Raw genomic sequence first — 21,539 nt, 5'->3', positions numbered from 1 at the left:
GCCAGGCATCTTTTCATGATTTACGGCAATTATTCCTACTATTGTACAATCCCGAAAGGGTATTCACAATTTCGAGTATTCAAATTGACCCCCAATGCCCCCTTTGTTAATACTGATATAACCAACACTTTTCCAAACGACCAACACTGTACCTCCCAGCAATTGGTCCATCTGGTTGATTTAATGGATTGGCCAATGGGTGTTTCCGCCGGTTGTCTCAACAGTTCCGTAGTATCATTATTGGGGCCCATACCATTTTTCACCTCCATTCAATCCCTTCTTTTTTCATCAAGAACATCAAAAAATCGGATCAGACGACAATCAACCGTTCTTGGAATATATTATAAGACCAAGCCCAGTCAAGAAAAACAAAAACATAAGGTATATCAACCAGTTACGTGACTTGGGGAGATCTTTGAGTTCTTTCCAAATAATAATCCCCCAAAAAGCTGCAACCATGGTTGCGCCTTGCCCCAGCCCATATGAAATTGCCGGGCCTGCTTGTTCAGAAGCAATGATACTGAAAGACATTCCAAGGCCCCAGATGCACCCTCCTAGAATGCCAATGAGATGCAATTTGGGTGACCCCTTCATAAAATAATCCCCATAGGTCGCCCGTATGCCAGTTATCGGTCTGTACATATTTAATGAGTTGAACACAAAATTTGACAATAAAATACCGACCGAAAAAATCACCAATGCAGTGTATGGGGTAAGTTTGCCCTTCTCCGGTGAAATAAAATCAGAGGCCATGGATTGTGCCACATATTTATAAAAGAATCCCATGGCTATTCCGGCCAAAATGGAAATATAAATGCCTTTTTTTGCCCGCTTTGAGTCCTTTTTGAGAATCTGCCTGTAGGCCATTGCATCCAAAACAATGGCAATGGTCACAAATAAAACACCTGAGAAAAGCAACACAGGGTTGCCTGCAGGGTTGTAAATATAGTTCGTTATCACTCCCAGCACCAAAGCAAGGCCAATACCTATGGGAAAAGCAACTGCCATGCCAGAAATGTCAATGGCTATGACCAAGAGTATATTGGCAAAATTGAATATAATGCCACCGATCAGGGCAAAAAAGATAAATTTCCCCCCAGCTTGGCTCAAATCGACAAGAAAACTTCTTCCTTGATCACCAAAAGAGCCCATAGTAAGTGCAATTAGTAACGTAATCAGTAGTATTCCCAATGAATAATCCCAGTAAAATAGTTGAAAAGCCCATTTTTTGCTCGAAAGTTTCTGGGTATTGCCCCAAGAACCCCAACAGAGCATGGTAATCACACAAAAGATAATGGCCAAGGCATAATTGTCTACGATATACATGTTGTTTTTTTATTGTTGCTTAAACTGTTCTTTTCCTTAAGATACACGCCAGTTCCCATCTTTTCATCGAACAAGATCATTGGGCCTCCCTTTTTTTCTCAAAAAATCCCTTACTTCCTCCTCAGTTGGAATTGAGGGCTGCGCTCCGATGCGGGTTACACAGAGAGCCGATGCAGCACTGGCAAAGGTCAACGCTGTTTCCCAATCGGTTTCCCTGCACAATTCAACCGCCAATGCACCACAAAAAACATCACCGGCAGCAGTAGTGTCCTTCGCATCAACTACAAAGGCGGGAGAATACAGCATGGTTTGTCTCGTTTTGAAAAGACACCCTTTTTCCCCCAACGTAAGCATTACGGCTTTTGCCCCCATGGCCAATAACTTATCCAGAACCTCTTCTTGGCCGAATGTTTCCAAACTGACTCCGGAAATAATCTCTGCCTCGGTTTCATTTACTACCAGGTAATCAACCCTTTTTAAAGTCTCCCTATCAATTTTTCCGGCAGGTGCGGCATTGAGCAATATCTTGGTTTTGTTTTTAACGGCAATCCCACATATTTTTTGGACAGTTTCATAAGGGATTTCAAGTTGTACAACTACCATGGCCGCATTTGCGATTTCCGTTTCCAACCCACAAACATATTCTGGGGACAACATCATATTTGCGCCAGGATTTATAACGATGCTATTCTCCCCATTGTCATCGACCCATATCATAGCGGTTCCCGAAGCTGCGTTTTCTACTAGAAGAACCTTTGAAACATCCAACTGTTCCCGTGTATAATACGTTAAGGTATTCCGACCATTTTCATCCGTTCCAAGGCAAGAAATGAACTGTACATCACCTCCTAATTTATGTGCTGACATGGCCTGGTTTCCCCCTTTACCCCCCATGGCCTGTAAAAAGGATCGGCCTTGGAGGGTCTCCCCTGCCATAGGAAACCTTTTCATTGTAGCGATCAAATCGGTATTTGAACTTCCAATCACTATTATTTTACTCATAAAATCAAGCTTAAAATTACATATCAACGGTAAAGGTCTAGGTTAGGTCTTCATAGATTTTCCATTTGGAATCCATACTGGCCCCACTTTGCCCATCAAATAATTTATTGGTGACCCATTTGCTCTTTGCAGCCATGATGTCTTTCCATACTAATTCTGTTTGTTCAATATTTATGTGGTCTATTTCACTGTCCCTATCGATTGACTGGTCGAGGTTTGTCGCTATTTCACACGTTTTTTTGATGCAGGCATTCATAATTTTTTCACCCAATTGCGGTGATGCTTCAAGAGCATCATGCCCTAAGGCGAATCTTCCCAATAATTTATCCTCGTACTGTCTTGAAATTTTGGACATATTTATCAAATCAGGTCGGATGTACATCAATTGGGATATTTCGTACTTTCCAGCATGATCACCATTGTACCTCCCAACAACAAGCTCAGGATCCGCCCTCACCTCTACCTTCATTGGACTAATTCTCATAAAATTGGTAGCGACCATTCTCAAATCCATTTCGTTACCTCCCGCATGCCCGGTTATTGCCACGACCCCTTTAAAGCCGGCATTTGAAAATGCCCTTAGCTGATAAAGGAAAAGATGTAACAAAATAAACGGGGGAATAGAAGCCATATATGGATTGGCATTGCCCAGGACCTCCTCCAACCAAGGGGCATGATAGCCAGACTCATGGATATGGTATCCCTGTGTGGGCGCTACAATCCCGCCAACTTCCCTTGCAACTGCATTACAAATAAATTCCGCCTTAATGGTATCCAATCCGAATGCGGAAATATGTCCATGGGGTTCACATAGTCCCATAGGTAGATATACTATGGGACACTTTTGTTGTCTTTCCAGAAACGTATCGGGCAACAGTTCAGACCATTTGGCACTGGGGCCATTCTCAATAGATGCCATCCGACCAGTATACCTCGTTAAACAAATTTTTGTACCATCTGTGATGTGTCCTAATTTCTTGAAACACAGAATCTGGCAAGGGGGGTTCATCAAGTACCGCAATATTCTCATTGGCAAATTTTTCAATGTGCATCGATATAAGTGCAGATGTTACCCCTGGATGTGCAAGAACAAATTTGATGGCAAGGGATGTTAAGCTTGAAGCGTGCAATGGAATATATTGCTTCAACGCATCCACTCGCGCTATATATTCCTCCCTTATTCTTTCTGAAAAAAGAGTTTTTCTCAAATCACCCTCTTCAAATTTTGTTGATTGTGTCAAAAATCCACTAAGACCTCCCTGATCCAACACACATCGCGCCAATACGGCTATATTCTTCTTTTGACAGAGTGGAATTAAACTGTCAAAAGCAAGTGGGTCAAAAACATTTACTATGGTTTGAATGGAGTCAATCAATCCGCTATTGGCTATTACCAATGCGTTTTCATGTCTGTGGTCAGGAAGAGAGATACCCAAAAAATCTATCTTTCCCTTTTCCTTGAGTCCTTGAAGTTCATCCATCCAATATCCTTCCAATCCCCAATTACTCCAATAAAGATGAAGTTGGACAAGATTGACCCTTTCCACCCCAAGCTCCCGCAAACTCTTATCCAAGCTCTTGGTTATCCAACCTTTTGGGTAAACTTCTTCGACATCACGTGGCATGCCCCAGCGAACCATGCCCGGCCCTTTCGATTGGATTTTGGTGGCAAGGAAAGGTTCCTCCCCCTTAAATTCCCGCAGTGCCTTGCCAACTATACGTTCTGATTCTCCATAATCCCGTGCAGTATCAATAAAATTCACACCTTTTTCAAGGCAATTGATCACTGCCCTTATTAATTCCTTTTCTGAACTCTGCCCAAAGATTCCGGATAAACCCCAAGCGCCAAAGCAGAGTTTGGATACTTCTATGTCCGAATTGGCAAAGTTGGTCCTTTCCCCACCCATAAATTGTTTTGATTTAACGATCATGACCGATTTGGTTCATATTTCATGACTTGCCCCGGAATGGCAACCCTGTTATGATTGGCACTTTCTATCGCTGCAAAGCACAATTCCAGGCTTTTCAAATTGTTCTCAGCACTATTGGACGGAGCTCTATCCTCCTCAATGGAAAGCAGCAATTCCCCCATTGTTCCCTGAAATCCATTTTTGAACCAGCAACCTTCAAGTGGCACTCTTGCCATTCCTTTTTCTGTAAAGATTTCCATTGTTGGTTGGTCATTCAGTCCAGGTCCACGACTTCTGAGCGTGCCCTTTGTACCGACAATGGTGGTTACATCTTCTTCGCCCAGCAGTGTATGGGCGTTGAATGCCATTCGTACTTGGGCCTGATCGTAATTGATGATACAGGATGCCAAGGCCGGTGGACTATATTTTTGACCATCATATTTTATTGCGGAAGCATAAATGCTCTTGGGATCTTGACCTTGCATAAAGCACACTGCAATATCGAACCAATGGATGGCAAAATCGAAAAGTACCATATGGTAAAGGTCTTCGAATGCAGGTAAATTCTCAATCCAGGTTTGGTCCCATTGGAGAGAAAAATCGACGGAAACCGGCCTTCCAATAATTCCTGTTTTGATGGCTTCCCTCATATAGCTAAAATGGGGAGCCCATCTTCCATTTTGGTTGACAGCTAACTTTAAGCCCCTTTCCTTGGCCATCTGCACCAGTCCCCTACCTTCATCTAGATCAAGCACAAAGGGCTTTTGACTCAATACATGCTTGTTTGACCTCAATGCTTCCTTGATAATTGGAAGTCTATCCTCAGGGTGGGGGGTAATATCGACCACCTCGATATGATCAAGGTTCAATAATTCTTGATAATCATCATAAACCTTGGCTTTAGGGTAATATTTATCCCTAAGGGCTACTGCCTTTGAGAGGGTCCTATTGGCAATGGCAACCACATCCAGCCCCATCAACTTGTAATTTTTTAAATGATAATCGCTAATTCCCCCAGCGCCGATCAATCCGATTTTTGGGTTGTACGACCTAGGCTTTTGGGGCAGAAAATTTATTTTGGGGACCTCAATTTTCCCGCTCCCTTTTTTATCACTTAAACCATACCCATCACTTTTAGAACCCATTTTGAATGTGTTGTTTACTTTTAATATCTTAATCCAACCTGTTGCATTAGTTTGTCTGTAGAACGGTAAGCTTCTTCTACCCATTCCACTATTTTTGATGGGTCGGGTGAATATTCGAGTTCCAATGAAACAGAACCGTCAAAACCCAATTCTTTTATTGCTTGCAAATAGGGTGCAAATTTGACCACACCCCTTCCCGGCGGCAAGTCACCATGCACTTTTCCATCACAATCACTGATATGGACGTGAGCGGCCTTGCCCATGAGCAGAGACAACTCGGACGGCCCCGTATCCGCTAATACCAAATGGCTGATATCAATATTGGCTTTGATGTTGGGAAGTTTGCAGTCATCTATGAACTGAACCATACTAGGTATGCTATTGAGAAGACTCAAACGAAAAGGTTCGAGCTCCAAGGCAATCTCCACTCCAAATTTTCCCGCATACTCACCGATCTCCCTCACATGTTCGACAGCCCAATTCCATTGTTGCTCGGGCTGTATCACTTCTTTTTGCCATACATACTCGCCAAGTACCAAAAGAACATTTCGAGCGGCAAATTTATGGGTCAGGTCCACTGCCCTTTTCACTCTCTCCACATGAAATTTTCGTACGGGTTCATTAAAGTCGACCAGTCCGAAAGCGACAATTACGACAGAGGTAATGGGTAAATTGTTTTTTCCACAAATATTCGTGATAAGATCAATCTCCTTTTGATCAATAGTCATTGGCTCTGGAAAAATATCCACTGTATCAAAGCCTATTCTTGCGATGTGCTCCAGACCAGTCTTGGTATCGACCCCGGCCTGTTCAAAAGCACTGTTAATAATTCCAAGTTTCATGATATGACATTTTTATTATGATAATTTTATTCCCCAATTGATTTTCCGAGGTCCTTGGCACTCTTGTCATCCTTGCCAAGATTGGCATACTCAATCCCTGAATTGCAATCCGCATCAACCGTCACCTTGAGTATCATCTCATCCCTTACCTTATGTAATTTTGTATAGGAAGGGTGGTGTGAATCCTTGAAGGGATTATTGGATGCTTTGTTGTAACAACAGATCATGGACCAACGTGGATGCTCAGACTTATTGGCGTCCGATGCATGCAGGAGGTTCGAATGAAAAAAAAGTGCATCTCCAGGCTCCATTTCGCAATAAACCTTTTCCCTTACTTTTAGGACCTCGTTTACCCTTTCCATATCCGCCCCAGCCTGGTCTCCACTTAGAATATGGTTTACACGGCCCATTTTATGGGACCCCCTAATTACCTGAAGACAACCATTTTCCTTAGTGGCTCGGTCAACTGCGATCATGACGCTACAAAGTTCTGGGAACAATAGGCCGTTTTGGTACCAATACCCATAGTCCTGATGCCATGCCCATGCACCTCCGACCTTCGCATCTTTAAAGACCATTTTGGAATGGTAGTGGTACACTTCACCATCCAGTAGCTCCTCAACACGGTCCACAAGCTTGTTGCACCTGGCGAACATACCGTAAATCCCATCACCAGGATGGTTCCAAAGAGACAATCGCACAGCATTGCCCTTACCATCATCCATAGAAGTCGAGGCCTTGTCCAATTGTTGGTCATTGCGGGCTTTTTCAATTAATTTGGTAATCTCTTTGTTTGAAAAAAGTTTACGTACAATTATAAAACCATTTTCATTGAATTTTTCTTTTTCTTTAGAATTTACTTTCATTATTGAGAATAATTGAATTAAATTATGCGAAATTTATGAGGTTTTAAAGGAAACTACTTTTCATTTTAAGTATAATAGTGATTAAAATTTGTGAGGATGAAGGAAGAGCTTAATATAAAAAAGGACCACCATGGCTTTGTTTTTTTATATGATTCTAAAAATCATAGAACCGTGATGAACGGTCCCCATCACCATAAGGAACTTGAACTTAATATTGTCATCAGGGGCTCCGCTGAATATCTGCTTTCCGATCAGCGATACCGATTGGCACGTGGCAATTTGGTTTGGCTTTTTCCTGGACAGGAACATCAACTTATCAAAACCGATTCCAAGTTTAAAATGTATGTAATTGTTTTTAAGGAGGAGATTCTTAAAAAGACCATCTTATTGGATGAAAAATACAAAGCACTTTCCGAAAAAAATCCAATAGGGTCTTTTTGCCGGAGGATTTCGTTACCATCCATGGAGAAATTGGAAAAAGTATGTGCATCCTTATGTAGTTTGAATGACAAAAAGGTTCTTTCACCTGCCTATTACTATTCCGGCCGGGCCTTTGGCTTTAAAAATAATTCGGAGTATCTTCATTCGGACCCTATATTGTTAAATGCCGGTCTATTGTACCTTATGACTGTATGCTGGCACCTTTATCTTACCGAGGGCAATGATGAAAACAAGGAAATGTTGAACCCATCCATTGAAAAGGCACTAAATCTTTTACAGCGCTTCCCTGAAAAAGACTTTGGCCTTAGTGAGTTATCTTATGAATGCGGGGTGAGCGTGTCCCGCCTCAGTAGGTTGTTCAATGAGCAAATCGGTTGCAGCCTTGTTGATTATAAGAACAAATTAAAAATGGAGAAATTTGTGGACTGTATGAGCAAAAATCCCAGTTACAGTATAAGTGAGGCGTGTTACCAAGTGGGTTTTGGGAGCTATTCCCAATTTTACAAAATTTTCAAACAAAACTTTGGTATTTCCCCAAAAGCATATTTCTCAGAGAACTGATTCAAGATTCAAGAATGCCTATTTTCAAGATTGTTCAAGGAAGGGCGAAGGCCACATAGCTATCCCCTTCGATAGCATCCAGTTTGGTACCTCCACAGGCCACTACCACATATTGCCTTCCATCTACCATATAGGTGCTTGGGGTGGCAAAAGCAGGAGCCGGCAGTTTCGCTTCCCATAACAGTTTTCCATCGGTCTTTTTAAATGCCCTTATCTTACTATCTTTTGTGCCAGCAATGAACAACAAGCCACTAGCTGTAACAACAGGGCCACCATAACTTTCTGCTCCTGTCGTTCCAGGGACTTTGTCCGAAAGTTCGGGATATTCCCCATAAGGTATTTTCCATAGGTAGTCGCCTGTATTGAGGTCAATGGCGTTCAATGTGCCCCAAGGCGGTTTAATGGCGGGGTAACCATTACTGTCCAAAAACTTGCCAAAACTGTTTATCTCATAGGAAATGGACGGTTCTGTTCCAGAACTCCGTTTCAACCCTGGTTCCTTTAACGCCACCTTAGGTTCTTTTTCAAGCTTAAGGAGAAAGGCGATCAAAGCCTCTTTCTCCCTATCTGAAAATTTAGAGAAACCGGGCATCATCCCCTTGCCATTTGCAACAATCGCTTCAACCTCTTGACGCTTCAATTTTGTTGCGATATCTGTCAATGCCGGGAAGCCACTTTCAGGGTTTCCATGAAGTTCGTCCCCATGACAGGTGGCACAGTTGAGCTTGTACAGACGTTCGCCTTCGGAAAGGTTTTCCAATACTTCTTTCGACGCAGTTGGACCTAGCCCCAACTGCCAAGCCATTTCATTGCTGTTGACATATAGAATTCCTTCCGGATCGACTGCGGCACCTCCCCACTCAGCACCACCATCCAAACCTGGGAAGACCAAGGTACCCCCGGTGCTCAGAGGGGTAAAAGGACCCTCCTTGCGATTTTTTCTCAGGGTTTCTAAAATCTCCTCTTTGTTCTCTGCATACGGACTAAGATCCGCTTCCGTGAGACCCTGTCTGGCAAAGGGTGCCGGTTTGGTAGGGAAAGGCTGGGTGGGCCAGCTATGTTCACCTGGAATATCCGATACAGGAACTGGCCTTTCTTCAATGGGAAACAAAGGCTCCCCTGTTTCTCTATCAAATACAAATACAAATCCTTGTTTGGTGACCTGTGCCACGGCTTCTATTGTATGCCCGTCATGGGTTACCGTTACCAGGTTCGGGGGCGCGGGCGGATCCCGGTCCAAAATATCATGGTGGACCAATTGATAATGCCAAATTCGCTTACCTGTGGAGGCATCAAGGGCCAATAAAGTATTGGCGAACAAATTGCTTCCCTTTCTTTTGGCACCATAAAAATCATAGGCTGCCGATCCAGTAGGTGCATATAAAATCCCCTTTTCCCTGTCAATGGCCATACCGGCCCAATTATTGGCCCCGCCCACTTCGGTGTTCCGGTAGCTTTCATTGGGCCAAGTATCGTGCCCAAATTCCCCTGGTTCGGGTATGGTATGAAAGACCCATTCCAATTCCCCGGTTTTAATATTAAACGCCTGGATATGTCCCAAAGCGGCATCAGCCCCTTCCGATACCCTAAGCGGCATGATGATCAAATTTTTGTATACTGTACCCGGAGTATTGGAAATCACCATTTTTTTTTGAGCGGTTTCGCCAAGGCCTTTTTTTAAACTTGTTCGCCCATCCATTCCAAAGGAAGAAATGGCCTGGCCTGTCTTTGCGTCAACGGCGTAGAGCCACTCGCCATTGGTATAAAGAATACGCTTATCCTTTCCATCAGCCCAATAAACCAGACCACGACTGGTACTGAACTTATCGATTCCTTCGCTTTTCTTCCTCCAATACTCCTGCCCAGTTGCAGCATTAATCGCAAAAGGCTGGGTGGTGGCCGTCATCCCATACAAGGTTCCATCCACTACAATAGGGTTGCATTGGATTTGACCTGGACTACCCGTATGGTATTCCCAAGCTACCTTCATTTGATGTACATTTGAGGTGTCAATCTGTTCTAGGGTTGAATAATGGTTCCGATCTGGCCCTCCCAAATATTCGCCCCAATCGTTGTTCTTGGACAACGGCGCACTCCCATCCTCGCTGCAGCCTGAGAACAATAATGCTAATATGAATACTGCAGCTAAAAAAACACTCTGTAATCTCATTGAAACTCCTTATTTCTAGGGTTTTATTTAACTTTCAAATCATCGGGCAAGGCAAAGGCAACATAACTGTCCCCTTTTTCTGCCCCCAACTTGGTTCCTCCGCAGGCTATCACAATATACTGCCTCCCATTGAGCATGTAGGTAGAAGGTGTTGCGAAAGCGGCGGCAGGGAGCTGGGTTTCCCATAACAATTTACCACTATATTTATTATAGGCCCTGAACTTACCGTCCTTGGTTCCACCAATGAACAATAACCCACTGCCCGTTACCAAGGGACCTCCATAGCTTTCGGATCCAGTTATCGGAATGCCTTTGGCCGTCAGTTCCGGAAATTCCCCAAAGGGAACTTTCCAAACGTATTCCCCGGTATTTAAGTCAATGGCATTCAGTGTTCCCCATGGTGGGCGAACAGCAGGATAACCGTTCTTGTCCAAAAATTTGGTGTAGCCAGAGATTTCATACGGTATTTTTGGTTTGCCATTGGACCCTTTTCCCAAACCAGGTTCCTTGATGTCCAATTCTGGCTGGTCCTGTTCCAGCAAAAATGCCATCAGGGCCTTCAGTTCATTTTCGGAAAACTTATTGAATGCGGGCATCATTCCCTTTCCCTTTTGAATCACTGTATTGATGAACTTTGGATCCCTTCGGTTTCCAATTTCCTCAAGGGAGGGAAAGCCACTTTGTGGGTTTCCCTCTCGATCAGCACCATGACAAGCCACACAATTTAGGGTATATAACCGCTCACCTGTACCAAGTTCATTAAGCTCATCCTCCGTGGCAGCGGCCTCCAATGCAATATGCCATGGCATTTCACTACTATTGAGATACAGAATACCTTCCGGATCTACAGCGGCACCGCCCCATTCAGCCCCGCCATCCAAGCCTGGATAAATAATGGTCCCGTTTTCACTAAGGGGTGTGAATGGTCCTTCAGATCTGCTTGCACGAAAGATTTTGATCAATTCCTCCCTGTTCTCTGCCAAAGGGCTGATATCGGATTCTTCAAAAGTTTGTCTGGCGTAGGGTTCAGGTTTTGTCGGAAATGGCTGGGTAGGCCAAGCTGTTTCACCGGTAACGGTGGATGCAGGAACAGGTCTTTCTTCGATTGGAAACAAGGGCTCTCCTGTTTCCCGATTGAATAAAAAAACATATCCTTGCTTGGTCACCTGTGCTACCGCATCGATTCTCCTACCTTCTATGGTCACGGTCAACAAATTTGGCGGAGCGGGTGGGTCCCGGTCCAAAATATCATGGTGTACCATTTGATAATGCCATATCCGTTCTCCGGTCTGGGCATTTAGGGCCAATAGACTGTTTGCAAAAAGATTGGCGCCTTTACGGTTCCCCCCATAAAAGTCATGGGCAGCAGATCCGGTCGGGACATAAACAATCCCCCTTTTACGATCGATTGCCATACCGGCCCAATTATTGGCCCCTCCGACCACAGTGTTCTTATGGGCGTCCTCTGGCCAAGTCTCATATCCAAATTCACCTGGTCCAGGGATAGTATGGAAGGTCCAGGCCACTTTTCCCGTTCGTATATCAAAAGCCTGTATATGGCCCAAGGCAGCATCGGTCCCTTCAGACAACCTTAGGGGCATAATGATAAGGTTCTCATAAACTGTTCCGGGAGTATTGGAAATTACCATTTTGTTTTTAGCGGTATCACCGAGCCCTGCCTTTAGACTGATTCTTCCACCTTCACCAAAAGAAGGGATGGGCTGACCTGCTTCGGCCGTCACCGCATATAACCATTCCCCGCTGGTATACAATATCCGTTTATCTTCCCCTTCCTCCCAATATACCAGTCCTCGTGAGGTGCTCAGCTCGTTATCATTTGTTGCTCGCTTACTCCAATACTCTTCTCCAGTGGCCGCATTTATCGCAAAGGGCTGTGTTGTTGCGGTCATCCCATATAGGGTACTGTCGACCATTATTGCATTACATTGGATCTGACCCATTTCCCCAGTATGGTATTGCCAAGCGATTTGCAACTCCCCTACATTTGAGGAATCTATTTGGTCATGGTGCGAATATTGGTTCCTTTCTGGACCGCCAAGATATTCACCCCACCCGCTGTCTACTTTAACCTTTGATTCCTGGCACCCATGAAATAAGGCAGTGATTACAAAAAAAATAATTGCTCTTAGGGCAATTTGAAAGTGATTCATATAGTATATCTTTATATATGTATTCATACTTAGTTCGGTGCCCAGGCCTTATTTACCCGATCATACCGTATACAGCCCTCATAACGGCCTGGCACGGGAACATACTCCAAGGCCATGGTACATCCAATCTCTGAAGTGATAAATCCTAGGAGCACCAATTCTTTAAAGACCCTATAATAATGCTCTGGATCAGCATCTGATTTTGTGCGATAATACGCCTCCATATCATCTTCTTGTTTATTTAAAAAGCTGGTTCTTTCCTCTAAACTGCTGTCTTGATAGGATTGGCCATATTCCTTTTTGAATGATCTGGCCATTGTACCAAGACCCTTTTTGAAGTTATCCAAAACCTCCTTGTCGTAACAATCCACAATCATGGTTGCCACAAAGAAAGGGACCCCGGCCTCCTTGGCTCCCGGGGTATCTGTTGTGGGAATTATAGTTTCACAAATCTCAGCAATCAAACCCAAATCCGATTTTGAAAAATGTTCCTCCCCGATGGCTTTTCCCTTTTTTCCCTCTTTACAAGCTGACAAAAATGCGGTGGATGTTACAATAGTCCCACCCATAAGGAACGCAACATGTTTTAGAGCTTCGCGCCTCTCCATAATCTTGAATTGTTTAATTGAGTGAATGTGTCAAAAGGACAGATAATTTAATTTTTGAATATTCGTGGTTGATGCCTCATCAAACTATCGATGTAAGTACGAACTTCCTCATGGGGCCGAATAGTTATAAGATGGTGGTGTCCGCTACCTCCATCATCCCAAACATTGCTTCCATCTTTATTGACCACAATGGTTCCGGACTTCACTTTAAAAAAGGGGGAATAGCCTTTGACAGCAACCAATACCGCAGTTTGGTCCCAACTCATTCTTCCGTTCCTATCACTTTCGGCTTTAGGAATGCTTATGCTATAAACATCCTTGATTGGGCTATGTTGCACCTTTTTGTCATTCACCAAGGGCAGACCAGTCAAAATCTTGTCGCCAATTTCAAACCCGCTGAAAACAATTGGAACCTTCAATCGGTTAAAGGCAAAAATTGCCGAATTCGAGTCTTCTTCAATATTAAATTCCAAACCTTTTGGGAACTTTCCCGCCATACTGACCATCCGTTTCACTTTTCGGTGAAGCAACTCTTCGCCCGTCATGGGGGATATATCATCAGGAAGTGATCTCAAAACAGCTGCAATATTGGTCAAAAAACCCACGGTTATCAAGGTAACACTGGTATCGGGTTGACGCGAGAGAATCTTCCGATACAGTCGTACCACATCTGGAGCCTCTTTATTGCTCTTTAGCGAGTGGGGGTATTTGGCTATCAATGTATCGGTCCAATGCTGGAAATCCTTTAACAATAAGGCATTACCCTTTGGAACTCCTATCGGAATGTCCGGTTTTTGAAAATAGGTGTTTAAGACATCCAATACTGAGGCCACCCCTTCATATTTTGTGCTGGCCATAGTGGCCAGAATTTCTGCTTCCCCATTATCGGCAAATGCATGTAACATCGCAATAGCCCCTACATCATCATAATCAGGGCCCATGTCGGTATCAAAAATAACCGGAACAGCCTTGCTCTGGGCATGTACCCAAAACATGGACGCAATGCAAACAGTGATAAAAACAATGATCCGTAACTTCATAGGACAAAACTTATAAATTCTGCTTTTTTAATTCCCCAACGGCGTAATCAACTGCCCTTGCTGTGAGTGCCATATAGGTCAATGACGGATTTTGACACGCATTTGAGGTCATACAGGAGCCATCGGTGACAAAGACATTTTTTGCCCCCCACACCTGATTATTTCCGTTCAACACTGATGTCTTGGGGTCACGTCCCATACGGGCGGTCCCCATTTCATGGATTCCCAAGCCCGGGGGTTGATTGTTGTCGTAGGCCTCAATATCCTTAAATCCAGCGATTTCCAGCATTTCGGCCCCTGACACCAAAAGGTCATCCAACATATTTAGTTCATTTTCCTTAAATTCAAAATCTATCCTTACCTGTGGCATCCCCCATTCATCCTTATGGTCCTTTGACAGGGTGACTTTGTTCTCTTTATAGGGAAGACACTCTCCCATTCCTGTCATCCAGAGATCCCATTTACCGGCTTGGGTCAAGGATTCCTTGAAAGCAGGACCGAACCTTTGGTCAGATTCCCTGCCCATTCTTCGTCCTCCTCCGGCCGCAAAGGCGTAGCCGCGGAGAAAATTGTTTTGTATATCATCACCGACATTTCTGAATCTTGGCAAATAAACCCCTGTCGGCTTTCGTCCATAATAATAACTGTCCTGAAATCCTTCATACACGCCTCCCAAGGTGCCCCGATAGTTATGATCCATCAGATAATGACCCAATGCCCCGCTGTCATTGCCCAATCCATTGGGAAACCTTTGAGAAGTTGAGTTGAGCAAAATCATAGTGGAATTAATGGTTCCAGCATTTACAAAAATGACATTGGCATAATACTCTGACATCCGTTTGGTCTTCGCATCGATCACACGGACACCCTTAGCTTTTTGGGATTGCTCGTCATAAATGATTGAATCTACAACTGCATGGCTTTGCAAGGTGAGATTTTTGGTTGCCATGGCTGCGGGCAGGGTCGCGGAATTGGAGCTGAAATAAGCTCCGAACGGACACCCCCTTGCACAACGGTCCCTGTACTGGCAAGCCGCCCTTCCCGGTAAACTTTTGGTCAAATTTGCAGTTCTGGATGTAATCAACCAACGGTCAGGATAATTTTCCTCTAGGCGGGCCTTGAAATGCTTTTCCAAACAATTCATTTCCATTGGGGGAAGAAATTCACCATCGGGCAAATGTGGGATATTGTCCTTGTTGCCACTTATTCCCACAAAACGCTCGACATAGGAGTACCATTTCTCGATGTCATTGTATCGTATGGGCCAGTCGACTGCAACACCTTCCTTGGCGTTGGCTTCAAAGTCAAGGTCGCTCCATCGTTGTGTCCAACGTTCCCAGATCAAGGATTTTCCACCGACCTGATATCCGCGTATCCAATGAAATGGTTTGACCTGCTCATAGGGATGTTCATGGTCTTTGACAAAAAAATGCTCGGTGGATTCATCGAAGGCATAACAACTACTTGCGATTGGGTTCTCTTCAATCACTTTGTCCGGCAATTTCCCCCGATGGGGCAATTCCCATGGATGCTTTGTTGCGGTGGGATAGTCTTTGATATGCTCTACATTTCGTCCCCTTTCGAGCACAAGCGTCTTCAATCCCTTTTCGCAAAGTTCCTTCGCTGCCCATCCCCCTGTAATTCCCGAGCCAATCACAATGGCATCAAAAGTATTTTCTTTAACCCCTTTACCATTGATATTGGGCAAATTCACTTCCTCAATCACCAGCCAAATACATTTTGAACATAATCCCTACTTTTCTTCCAATCCTCTCTAACCGCTGTTACAACATTATCCTCAGCAGCCAATTCTATGGCGGCCCTTCCCTTGAAACCAACCTTTTTAAGTTCTCGGGCAATAGCAGGGAAATCAGTGATTCCCTCGCCCAATGCCCGTGTCCATTTACCATCATGATGTTGATCCCTTAAATGCAAATAGACCATGCGCTCCCCATAAGTTCGGATAAACCACACAGGATCCACCCCTGCACGTACAAGCCAACTGACATCAGGGCCCAATTTGATCTCTGGGACCCTTTCTATGGTTCCCTTAAAATCGTGAAGGTTGTTTTCCACCTCGAAATTATGGTTGTGCAGGTTGGCCTCCACGTCATTCTTTTCACAAATGGCGATTATTTTCCTGACCAAATCCGCTTGGGCATCAAGTTCTGATTCTGTCTTTTTGTGACCGGCGTCCCCAACAGTAATACCAAAGGTTTTGGCATTCAGCTTATGCAAATTTTCAACCACCAGTTCAATATCTTCTACTAATTCAACATGTTGGGACCTATCCCACATATCACCGTAATACGAACAGCCCGTTACTGGTATTCCATATTTATCCGCCAACTCCTTCAAATAGGAAATGCTTTCTGGACGCCTCAGCATCGATTCCATTATTTCCACTCCTTGCATCCCACTATATGCGAAATCGTCGAACACCTGTTCCAAAATAGGGGTACAGTCCCAATCGGGAGGAAACCTGCTCGCATAGATCCAAAGGTGGCCACTTAGGACAACATTTCCGTTGGTTCCGTTCCCACCAAAGGCTTCCATGGGAAAAACACTTCCTACCATTGCCGTTCCAGCCAAACAGGTGGTCGCTTTGACAAATTTCCGACGTGAATAACCATTATTTTTCATTTGCTATATCTTTAGGCTCAAAGGCTCTCAACATTGGAGGCCCCACAAAATAACCAATATTAATATCCTGGATTCTGTTCCAAAGCAGGGTTTGCGGTTATTACATCAAAGGGTATGGGGTATAACTCCCTATATTTCTCAGACTCCGACTTTTCCCACCAAGGTTCCGTGTATTTGTCAAAACGAATAAAATCTTCCCTACGGTGCATTTCATATGATAGTTCCCGTCCACGTTCATCCAATAGTTCGTCCAAAGTCAAGTTTGAAGTGTTGTACTGAGCCTCTGGGTCATCAGGGGCAAAGCTTCGGGACCTTACCTCATTGACCAACTCGACGGCTTCTTGGGACGCAATTCCCGAGTTGAGACGCATGAGGCTTTCTGCTTTCATCAACATGATATCGGCCAAACGGAAAATGACCATATCATTGCTCATATTTTCCAATCCTCCAACTTCAACCTCGTACTTGATGTTCATTGCTCCCTCTTCCCAACCAGTATCGTTACTCTGCAAAGCTGTTATCTCAGGAGTAATGTTCATCTGGCCATCGATCCAACTCCAAATGGGTTGTTCATCACCGTTCTCATCGATGTAAGACTGTAGTCCAACCACCCATTGATCTATGCGAAAATCATTTGATCCATATAAATTGAAAAATGATTCTTGACTGCTAAACTTGTGCCACCCATAATAACTGACATTATATTTATTGAATAGAATCTCCTCATGCAGGTTTTGCTGCACAAAATTAAACTGTGCCGCATTGTTGGCATCAAATGGAACCACGAATATATTTTCATCACTATTTTCATTGTTGATCATAAATGGCGCATCCCAAGTGGCATCCAATGTAAAATCAGCATTCATTATGGTATTGCAGGCCGTTATGCAATCTTCCCATCGGGGTGTTCCCGTAAAGACCTCGGCATTAAGATAGAGTTTGGCCAATAAGGCCTGGGCCGCTGATTTGGTGAATCGACCATACCAGCCGGAATTTCCTTTTTCAGCAAGTTTTGGAATATTTTCTTTGATCTCCTTTTCAATAAATGCAAAGACCTCTGCGCTGGACTTTGTTTCAGGGTTGGGGTCACCGACTTGCTCAACAATGGGAATGTTCCCAAAACTACTCAGGGCCCAATAATAATGGAGTGCCCTGACCATTTTTATCTCCGCTTCCATTTGCTCCACACTTACGGGCAGGTCCATTCCACTAAAATCCTTATCCTTTATGACTTCCAAAAAATAATTGCTGTAGCCTATGGCCTGAAAGAGATTGTCCCATTCCAATTTTATCCACAAATCACTGGATGTCCAAGTATGCCTATGTAGGCGCACCCATTGACCATCCTGATCCTCATACCCATTTCTAGTGGGAGCAACGACTTCATCAGTGGGAAGCTCTTGCAGTGCAAAGTGTACTTGATAGACATGGGTCTGCATAAAGCTGTATGGCAGAACATAGGCCGACATGACCTGATCGGCATTCTGGAAAAAATTATCTTCTGTTTCTTCGCTGTACACTTCTTCTTCCAAATCACTGCAGCCCATAAAGACTAGCGCAATGATCATAAAGAAAACAAAGGGTCCGTAATTTTTATATCTGTTATTTTTCATCTTTTTATTTTTAAAATACATAAATCAATTCTTGAATCGATAAATGGCTTATTATGAATTATCCACTTGTTGAATTAAAAGCTTGCATTGATTCCCAAAGTGAAATTGCGTGTTCTGGGATAATAATTATAGTACGACTCTACACTTGGCCCCCCGGAAACCTCTGCATTCGGGTCTGCCGGGTAGTAATTTAAGCCCATTTCAGGATCTGTACCGGAAAAATTGGTGACGGTCAGAAGGTTTGAACCGGTCAAGAAGACCCGCAAATTGCTGATAAACCCAATATTTTCCATTGGAAGACTGTACCCCAATGTCACATTATCCAACTTAAGGTACCCCCCATCCTCTATATAGTAACTGGAAAAGGTCGGGGAATTGTTGACCCTTTGGTCCAATGCCGACTCAAAAAGATTCTGTCGGGACAGATAGGAAATATTCTCATGAAAGATTCGTTTACCATTGACCGCTTTAAAATCAAGGGCACTTCGCAACAGTATGGTCATGTCAAAGTTACCGATCTTAAAGTTATTGGTAAGCCCTAGGTTATATTTAGGGATACTGTTCCCCAAATAGGCAAAGTCGGCATCCCCCACTTCACTTGGCGGTACGGCATCCCCTTCACTGTTCCTGAACAGCCAATCCCCATCTTCACTGAATCCGGCAAAAACCCTTCCATAGAAAGCTGCCACAGGTTGACCCGAAGCGAGTCTCTGGATACTTACCCCTTCACTTACCCTTGTAATGTTTTGGGCAGTACCCTTGAATTGTTCACTGGTAATGGAAACAATCTCATTTTTGTTATAAGCGCCGGTAAAAGTGGCGTTCCATCGAAATTTGTCATTTTGGAATATTTTCAGGTCAAGGGCTAGTTCCATGCCCTCGTTTTCCATCAGTCCCGCATTTGCAAAGATATTTGGATATATCTGCGAAGGCAATTGAGCACTATAGTTACCTACCAGATTTTCAATTTTTCTTTTGTAATAGTCAATTGAACCACTGAGCCAACCATTTTTAAAGAAGGTAAAATCCATACCAATGTTCACTTCTTTTTTGGTTTCCCACTGCAATAATGGATTGGGGTTGATCAACGGTCCATATGGTTGTACCCACATGGAATTGCCTGGCTCCCCAAAATAACTGTTTTGCGTCCCATTAAAGAATGGCCCCAAGGTGGCCAATGACTGATATGGCGAAAGACTCTCTTGATTTCCGGTTACCCCGTAGCCTCCCCTCAATTTCAGATTCTTGACAAAACCAGCGTTTTCCATAAATGGTTCATTACTTAATACCCAACCGCCGGAGATTCCATAAAATGTTCCCCATTTGTTGTTGGCCCCAAGAACGGAAGCCCCTTCCCTTCTGACACTAAGATTGACCAAATATCGTTTTTGGAAATTATAGAGCATCCGACCAAAAAATGCCACCAATGTTCTTTCATTGGCATAACTTCCCATAAAGACTCCATTTCTATTGAAATTGGGTGTCAAGTTGTTCAAGGCCGATCCTGCGCCAAGATTATTGTACTCAAATGCATCTGTGTTAAAATTATTATTGCCGGCACTAAATCCCTCATTGAACGTGTTCTGGTATGAGAATCCACCGATAACATTAAAATCATGGTCCCCAAGCTCCTTGTTAAAAGCCACTGTTGTTTCCACGATATTGTTGGTAGTATTATTTTCACTTCTTGAGGCACTACCATTTTGCCCTTCCCTTTGTTGGAAGAAATCTTCAGGACTGCTAAAAGAGCCCCCCAATATATCAGTCTTGTTTAAAGAATATGAAAGCGACCCTGTCAGTTCTGGCAGAAAATGATAATCCAATTTAATCGTTCCCAAAAGTGTCCTTTCCTTGGTGTTATTCGAATTGTGTTCCATGCTTGCCACTGGGTTCCATTGCAATCCAAAAGGAATATCCGGTCTTTGGTAAAAGCTCCCGTCCGGATTCCTTACCGGATATGTTGGATTCATTTTGAGGGATTGTGACAAAGCCCCATAGTTGGCAAAGTTTCTTTCATTGAACGAATTGTTCAGTAAAAAGGAAAAATCCAGTTTATCGTTCAAAGCCTTTGTGTTGACCCGTAGTGTCCCATTATAGAACTCCCTTTCAGAAGCTTTGTCGATACCTTCAAAGGTATTGTAATTAATGGAGGCATAATAGTTGGTCTTTCCACTTCCCCCACTCAAGGACAAGGTGTGGGATGTATTTATTGGAGTTCTTGTCACCTCATCGAACCAGTTGGTATCATAGCCCGCATCATCCACTGCGAACCCCTCATCCTGGGAAAGCTGAATGTACTGTGCGGCATTGAGGACATCATATCTATTGGCAACCAAGTTGGTTGTCATATTGGTCGCATAGTTTATTTTGGTGGCACCCTCTCGGCCTTTTTTTGTTGTGATAATGATTACACCCGCAGTTGCCCTGGAACCATAGATAGCTGCAGCAGAACCATCCTTGAGCACATCGATGGATTCAATGTCGGCAGGGGCAATGGACTGCATGCTCCCCCCCGGTATACCATCTATGACAATTAAGGGTTGCGAGTTACCCGCAATTGTTGCCGGTCCTCGAATTGAGAAATCTGCAGTTGCATTTGGATCAGAGGTAGGGTTGCTCGTGTAGAGTCCCGCCACTTTACCTGAAATCAAAGTCAGTGGGTCGTTGATCGTTCCCGAGTTAAATTCATCCGCCTTTATTGTGGCAATGGAACCCGTAACCGTCTCCCGATTTTGGGTACCGTAACCAATTACCACCACCTCTTCCAAGGCCGCTATATCTGGTTCCATTGCCACAATAAGATTCGTGTCGTTGCCCAGGGGCACTTCTTGGCTAATAAAGCCCACATAAGAAAAAATCAATGTGGGACTTTCACTTATGACTTCAATGTTGAAATTTCCGTCAAAATCCGTCAATGCCCCGTTGGTCGTTCCCTTTACCACGATATTCACCCCGGGCAAAAGATCACCCGTTGATTGATCCGTTACTGTTCCGGTAACCCGTTTCTGGGCCAAAATTGAGTTTGGGCTGAGCGCCAAAAGCATCAACCCAAAAACCCACCCGTAGTTCTTAATTCTGTTCATCTTAAATTTCATGTGCTAGTTTGTTTGGTAAAAAATTTAGTGTACTACAATCCTACAAATAAGCTCTTAAGAAGGCCCTTTTTTAAATATTTCATAAATAAGTATTTAAAAAAATAGA

16 protein-coding genes are annotated in these 21,539 nt (G+C 43.7%); 1 reads left to right on the top strand and 15 read right to left on the bottom strand.

From position 1 onward, the window contains the following. Nucleotides 1–321: 321 nt before the first annotated feature. From A7D14_RS10775 to A7D14_RS10745, 7 genes are all read right to left on the bottom strand, one after another. Entirely contained in the window at nucleotides 322–1,326 is a 1,005-nt protein-coding gene (locus A7D14_RS10775) for a GRP family sugar transporter (protein ID WP_067034107.1), read from the bottom strand. 63 nt (nucleotides 1,327–1,389) lie between these two features. Then, a complete protein-coding gene (gene rbsK / locus A7D14_RS10770; RefSeq protein ID WP_067034103.1) occupies nucleotides 1,390–2,328 on the bottom strand; it encodes a ribokinase in 939 nt (312 codons plus the stop codon). Between the two features lie 37 nt (nucleotides 2,329–2,365). After that, nucleotides 2,366–3,247 carry a creatininase family protein gene (locus tag A7D14_RS10765; protein WP_067034100.1) on the bottom strand — a complete coding sequence of 294 codons (882 nt, stop codon included), beginning with the start codon at nucleotides 3,245–3,247 and terminating at the stop codon, nucleotides 2,366–2,368. Continuing rightward, a complete protein-coding gene (locus A7D14_RS10760) occupies nucleotides 3,234–4,259 on the bottom strand; it encodes an aldo/keto reductase (RefSeq protein WP_218058527.1) in 1,026 nt (341 codons plus the stop codon). The genes A7D14_RS10765 and A7D14_RS10760 overlap by 14 nt, the downstream gene beginning before the upstream one ends. After that, the gene (locus tag A7D14_RS10755; protein ID WP_067034097.1) at nucleotides 4,256–5,383 is read right to left on the bottom strand and encodes a Gfo/Idh/MocA family protein; all 1,128 of its coding nucleotides are present in this window, start codon (nucleotides 5,381–5,383) and stop codon (nucleotides 4,256–4,258) included. Before A7D14_RS10755 ends, A7D14_RS10760 begins: the two co-directional genes overlap by 4 nt. Before the next feature lie 20 nt (nucleotides 5,384–5,403). After that, entirely contained in the window at nucleotides 5,404–6,225 is an 822-nt protein-coding gene (locus tag A7D14_RS10750; protein WP_067034094.1) for a sugar phosphate isomerase/epimerase family protein, read from the bottom strand. Between the two features lie 26 nt (nucleotides 6,226–6,251). Next, entirely contained in the window at nucleotides 6,252–7,091 is an 840-nt protein-coding gene (locus A7D14_RS10745; protein WP_067034091.1) for a phytanoyl-CoA dioxygenase family protein, read from the bottom strand. A 96-nt stretch (nucleotides 7,092–7,187) separates the two neighbouring features. On the opposite strand from A7D14_RS10745, the gene A7D14_RS10740 reads away from it, so the two are divergent. Next, nucleotides 7,188–8,093: an AraC family transcriptional regulator gene (locus A7D14_RS10740; RefSeq protein ID WP_067034088.1), complete on the top strand. Its 906-nt coding sequence runs from the start codon at nucleotides 7,188–7,190 to the stop codon at nucleotides 8,091–8,093. Nucleotides 8,094–8,127: 34 nt separating this feature from the next. On the opposite strand, the gene A7D14_RS10735 is transcribed toward A7D14_RS10740, so the two are convergent. The 8 genes from A7D14_RS10735 to A7D14_RS10700 all read right to left on the bottom strand — a co-directional run bounded on the left by A7D14_RS10735 (nucleotide 8,128) and on the right by A7D14_RS10700 (nucleotide 21,433). Next, nucleotides 8,128–10,263 (bottom strand): PQQ-binding-like beta-propeller repeat protein, encoded by a 2,136-nt coding sequence (locus A7D14_RS10735; RefSeq protein ID WP_067034085.1) that lies wholly within the window; start codon nucleotides 10,261–10,263, stop codon nucleotides 8,128–8,130. A gap of 23 nt (nucleotides 10,264–10,286) precedes the next feature. Then, nucleotides 10,287–12,434: a PQQ-binding-like beta-propeller repeat protein gene (locus A7D14_RS10730; protein WP_067034081.1), complete on the bottom strand. Its 2,148-nt coding sequence runs from the start codon at nucleotides 12,432–12,434 to the stop codon at nucleotides 10,287–10,289. A gap of 29 nt (nucleotides 12,435–12,463) precedes the next feature. Next, on the bottom strand, nucleotides 12,464–13,042 hold the full coding sequence (locus tag A7D14_RS10725) for a gluconate 2-dehydrogenase subunit 3 family protein (protein ID WP_067034078.1): 579 nt from the start codon (nucleotides 13,040–13,042) through the stop codon (nucleotides 12,464–12,466). 47 nt (nucleotides 13,043–13,089) lie between these two features. Beyond that, a complete protein-coding gene (locus A7D14_RS10720; RefSeq protein WP_067034075.1) occupies nucleotides 13,090–14,082 on the bottom strand; it encodes a nucleoside hydrolase in 993 nt (330 codons plus the stop codon). A gap of 10 nt (nucleotides 14,083–14,092) precedes the next feature. Then, the gene (locus A7D14_RS10715; RefSeq protein WP_255307437.1) at nucleotides 14,093–15,808 is read right to left on the bottom strand and encodes a GMC oxidoreductase; all 1,716 of its coding nucleotides are present in this window, start codon (nucleotides 15,806–15,808) and stop codon (nucleotides 14,093–14,095) included. Beyond that, nucleotides 15,805–16,725: a sugar phosphate isomerase/epimerase family protein gene (locus tag A7D14_RS10710; RefSeq protein ID WP_067034068.1), complete on the bottom strand. Its 921-nt coding sequence runs from the start codon at nucleotides 16,723–16,725 to the stop codon at nucleotides 15,805–15,807. The genes A7D14_RS10715 and A7D14_RS10710 overlap by 4 nt, the downstream gene beginning before the upstream one ends. 59 nt (nucleotides 16,726–16,784) lie before the next feature. Next, nucleotides 16,785–18,338, bottom strand: coding sequence for a RagB/SusD family nutrient uptake outer membrane protein (locus A7D14_RS10705; protein ID WP_176712406.1), 1,554 nt, complete (start codon nucleotides 18,336–18,338; stop codon nucleotides 16,785–16,787). Between the two features lie 74 nt (nucleotides 18,339–18,412). Then, the gene (locus tag A7D14_RS10700; protein ID WP_067034062.1) at nucleotides 18,413–21,433 is read right to left on the bottom strand and encodes a SusC/RagA family TonB-linked outer membrane protein; all 3,021 of its coding nucleotides are present in this window, start codon (nucleotides 21,431–21,433) and stop codon (nucleotides 18,413–18,415) included. Between the last annotated feature and the right edge of the window lie 106 nt (nucleotides 21,434–21,539).

It is taken from the genome of Allomuricauda sp. CP2A (assembly GCF_001683915.1).
Taxonomy (GTDB): domain Bacteria; phylum Bacteroidota; class Bacteroidia; order Flavobacteriales; family Flavobacteriaceae; genus Flagellimonas.
This window is presented reverse-complemented; position numbering and strand designations above follow the sequence as displayed.

Coding starts and splice junctions, on each gene's coding strand:
- A7D14_RS10775 (WP_067034107.1), bottom strand. CDS start 1,326: ATGTATATCGTAGACAATTATGCCTTGGCCATTATCTTTTGTGTGATT.
- rbsK (WP_067034103.1), bottom strand. CDS start 2,328: ATGAGTAAAATAATAGTGATTGGAAGTTCAAATACCGATTTGATCGCT.
- A7D14_RS10765 (WP_067034100.1), bottom strand. CDS start 3,247: ATGGCATCTATTGAGAATGGCCCCAGTGCCAAATGGTCTGAACTGTTG.
- A7D14_RS10760 (WP_218058527.1), bottom strand. CDS start 4,259: ATGATCGTTAAATCAAAACAATTTATGGGTGGGGAAAGGACCAACTTT.
- A7D14_RS10755 (WP_067034097.1), bottom strand. CDS start 5,383: ATGGGTTCTAAAAGTGATGGGTATGGTTTAAGTGATAAAAAAGGGAGC.
- A7D14_RS10750 (WP_067034094.1), bottom strand. CDS start 6,225: ATGAAACTTGGAATTATTAACAGTGCTTTTGAACAGGCCGGGGTCGAT.
- A7D14_RS10745 (WP_067034091.1), bottom strand. CDS start 7,091: ATGAAAGTAAATTCTAAAGAAAAAGAAAAATTCAATGAAAATGGTTTT.
- A7D14_RS10740 (WP_067034088.1), top strand. CDS start 7,188: ATGAAGGAAGAGCTTAATATAAAAAAGGACCACCATGGCTTTGTTTTT.
- A7D14_RS10735 (WP_067034085.1), bottom strand. CDS start 10,263: ATGAGATTACAGAGTGTTTTTTTAGCTGCAGTATTCATATTAGCATTA.
- A7D14_RS10730 (WP_067034081.1), bottom strand. CDS start 12,434: ATGAATCACTTTCAAATTGCCCTAAGAGCAATTATTTTTTTTGTAATC.
- A7D14_RS10725 (WP_067034078.1), bottom strand. CDS start 13,042: ATGGAGAGGCGCGAAGCTCTAAAACATGTTGCGTTCCTTATGGGTGGG.
- A7D14_RS10720 (WP_067034075.1), bottom strand. CDS start 14,082: ATGAAGTTACGGATCATTGTTTTTATCACTGTTTGCATTGCGTCCATG.
- A7D14_RS10710 (WP_067034068.1), bottom strand. CDS start 16,725: ATGAAAAATAATGGTTATTCACGTCGGAAATTTGTCAAAGCGACCACC.
- A7D14_RS10705 (WP_176712406.1), bottom strand. CDS start 18,338: ATGAAAAATAACAGATATAAAAATTACGGACCCTTTGTTTTCTTTATG.
- A7D14_RS10700 (WP_067034062.1), bottom strand. CDS start 21,433: ATGAAATTTAAGATGAACAGAATTAAGAACTACGGGTGGGTTTTTGGG.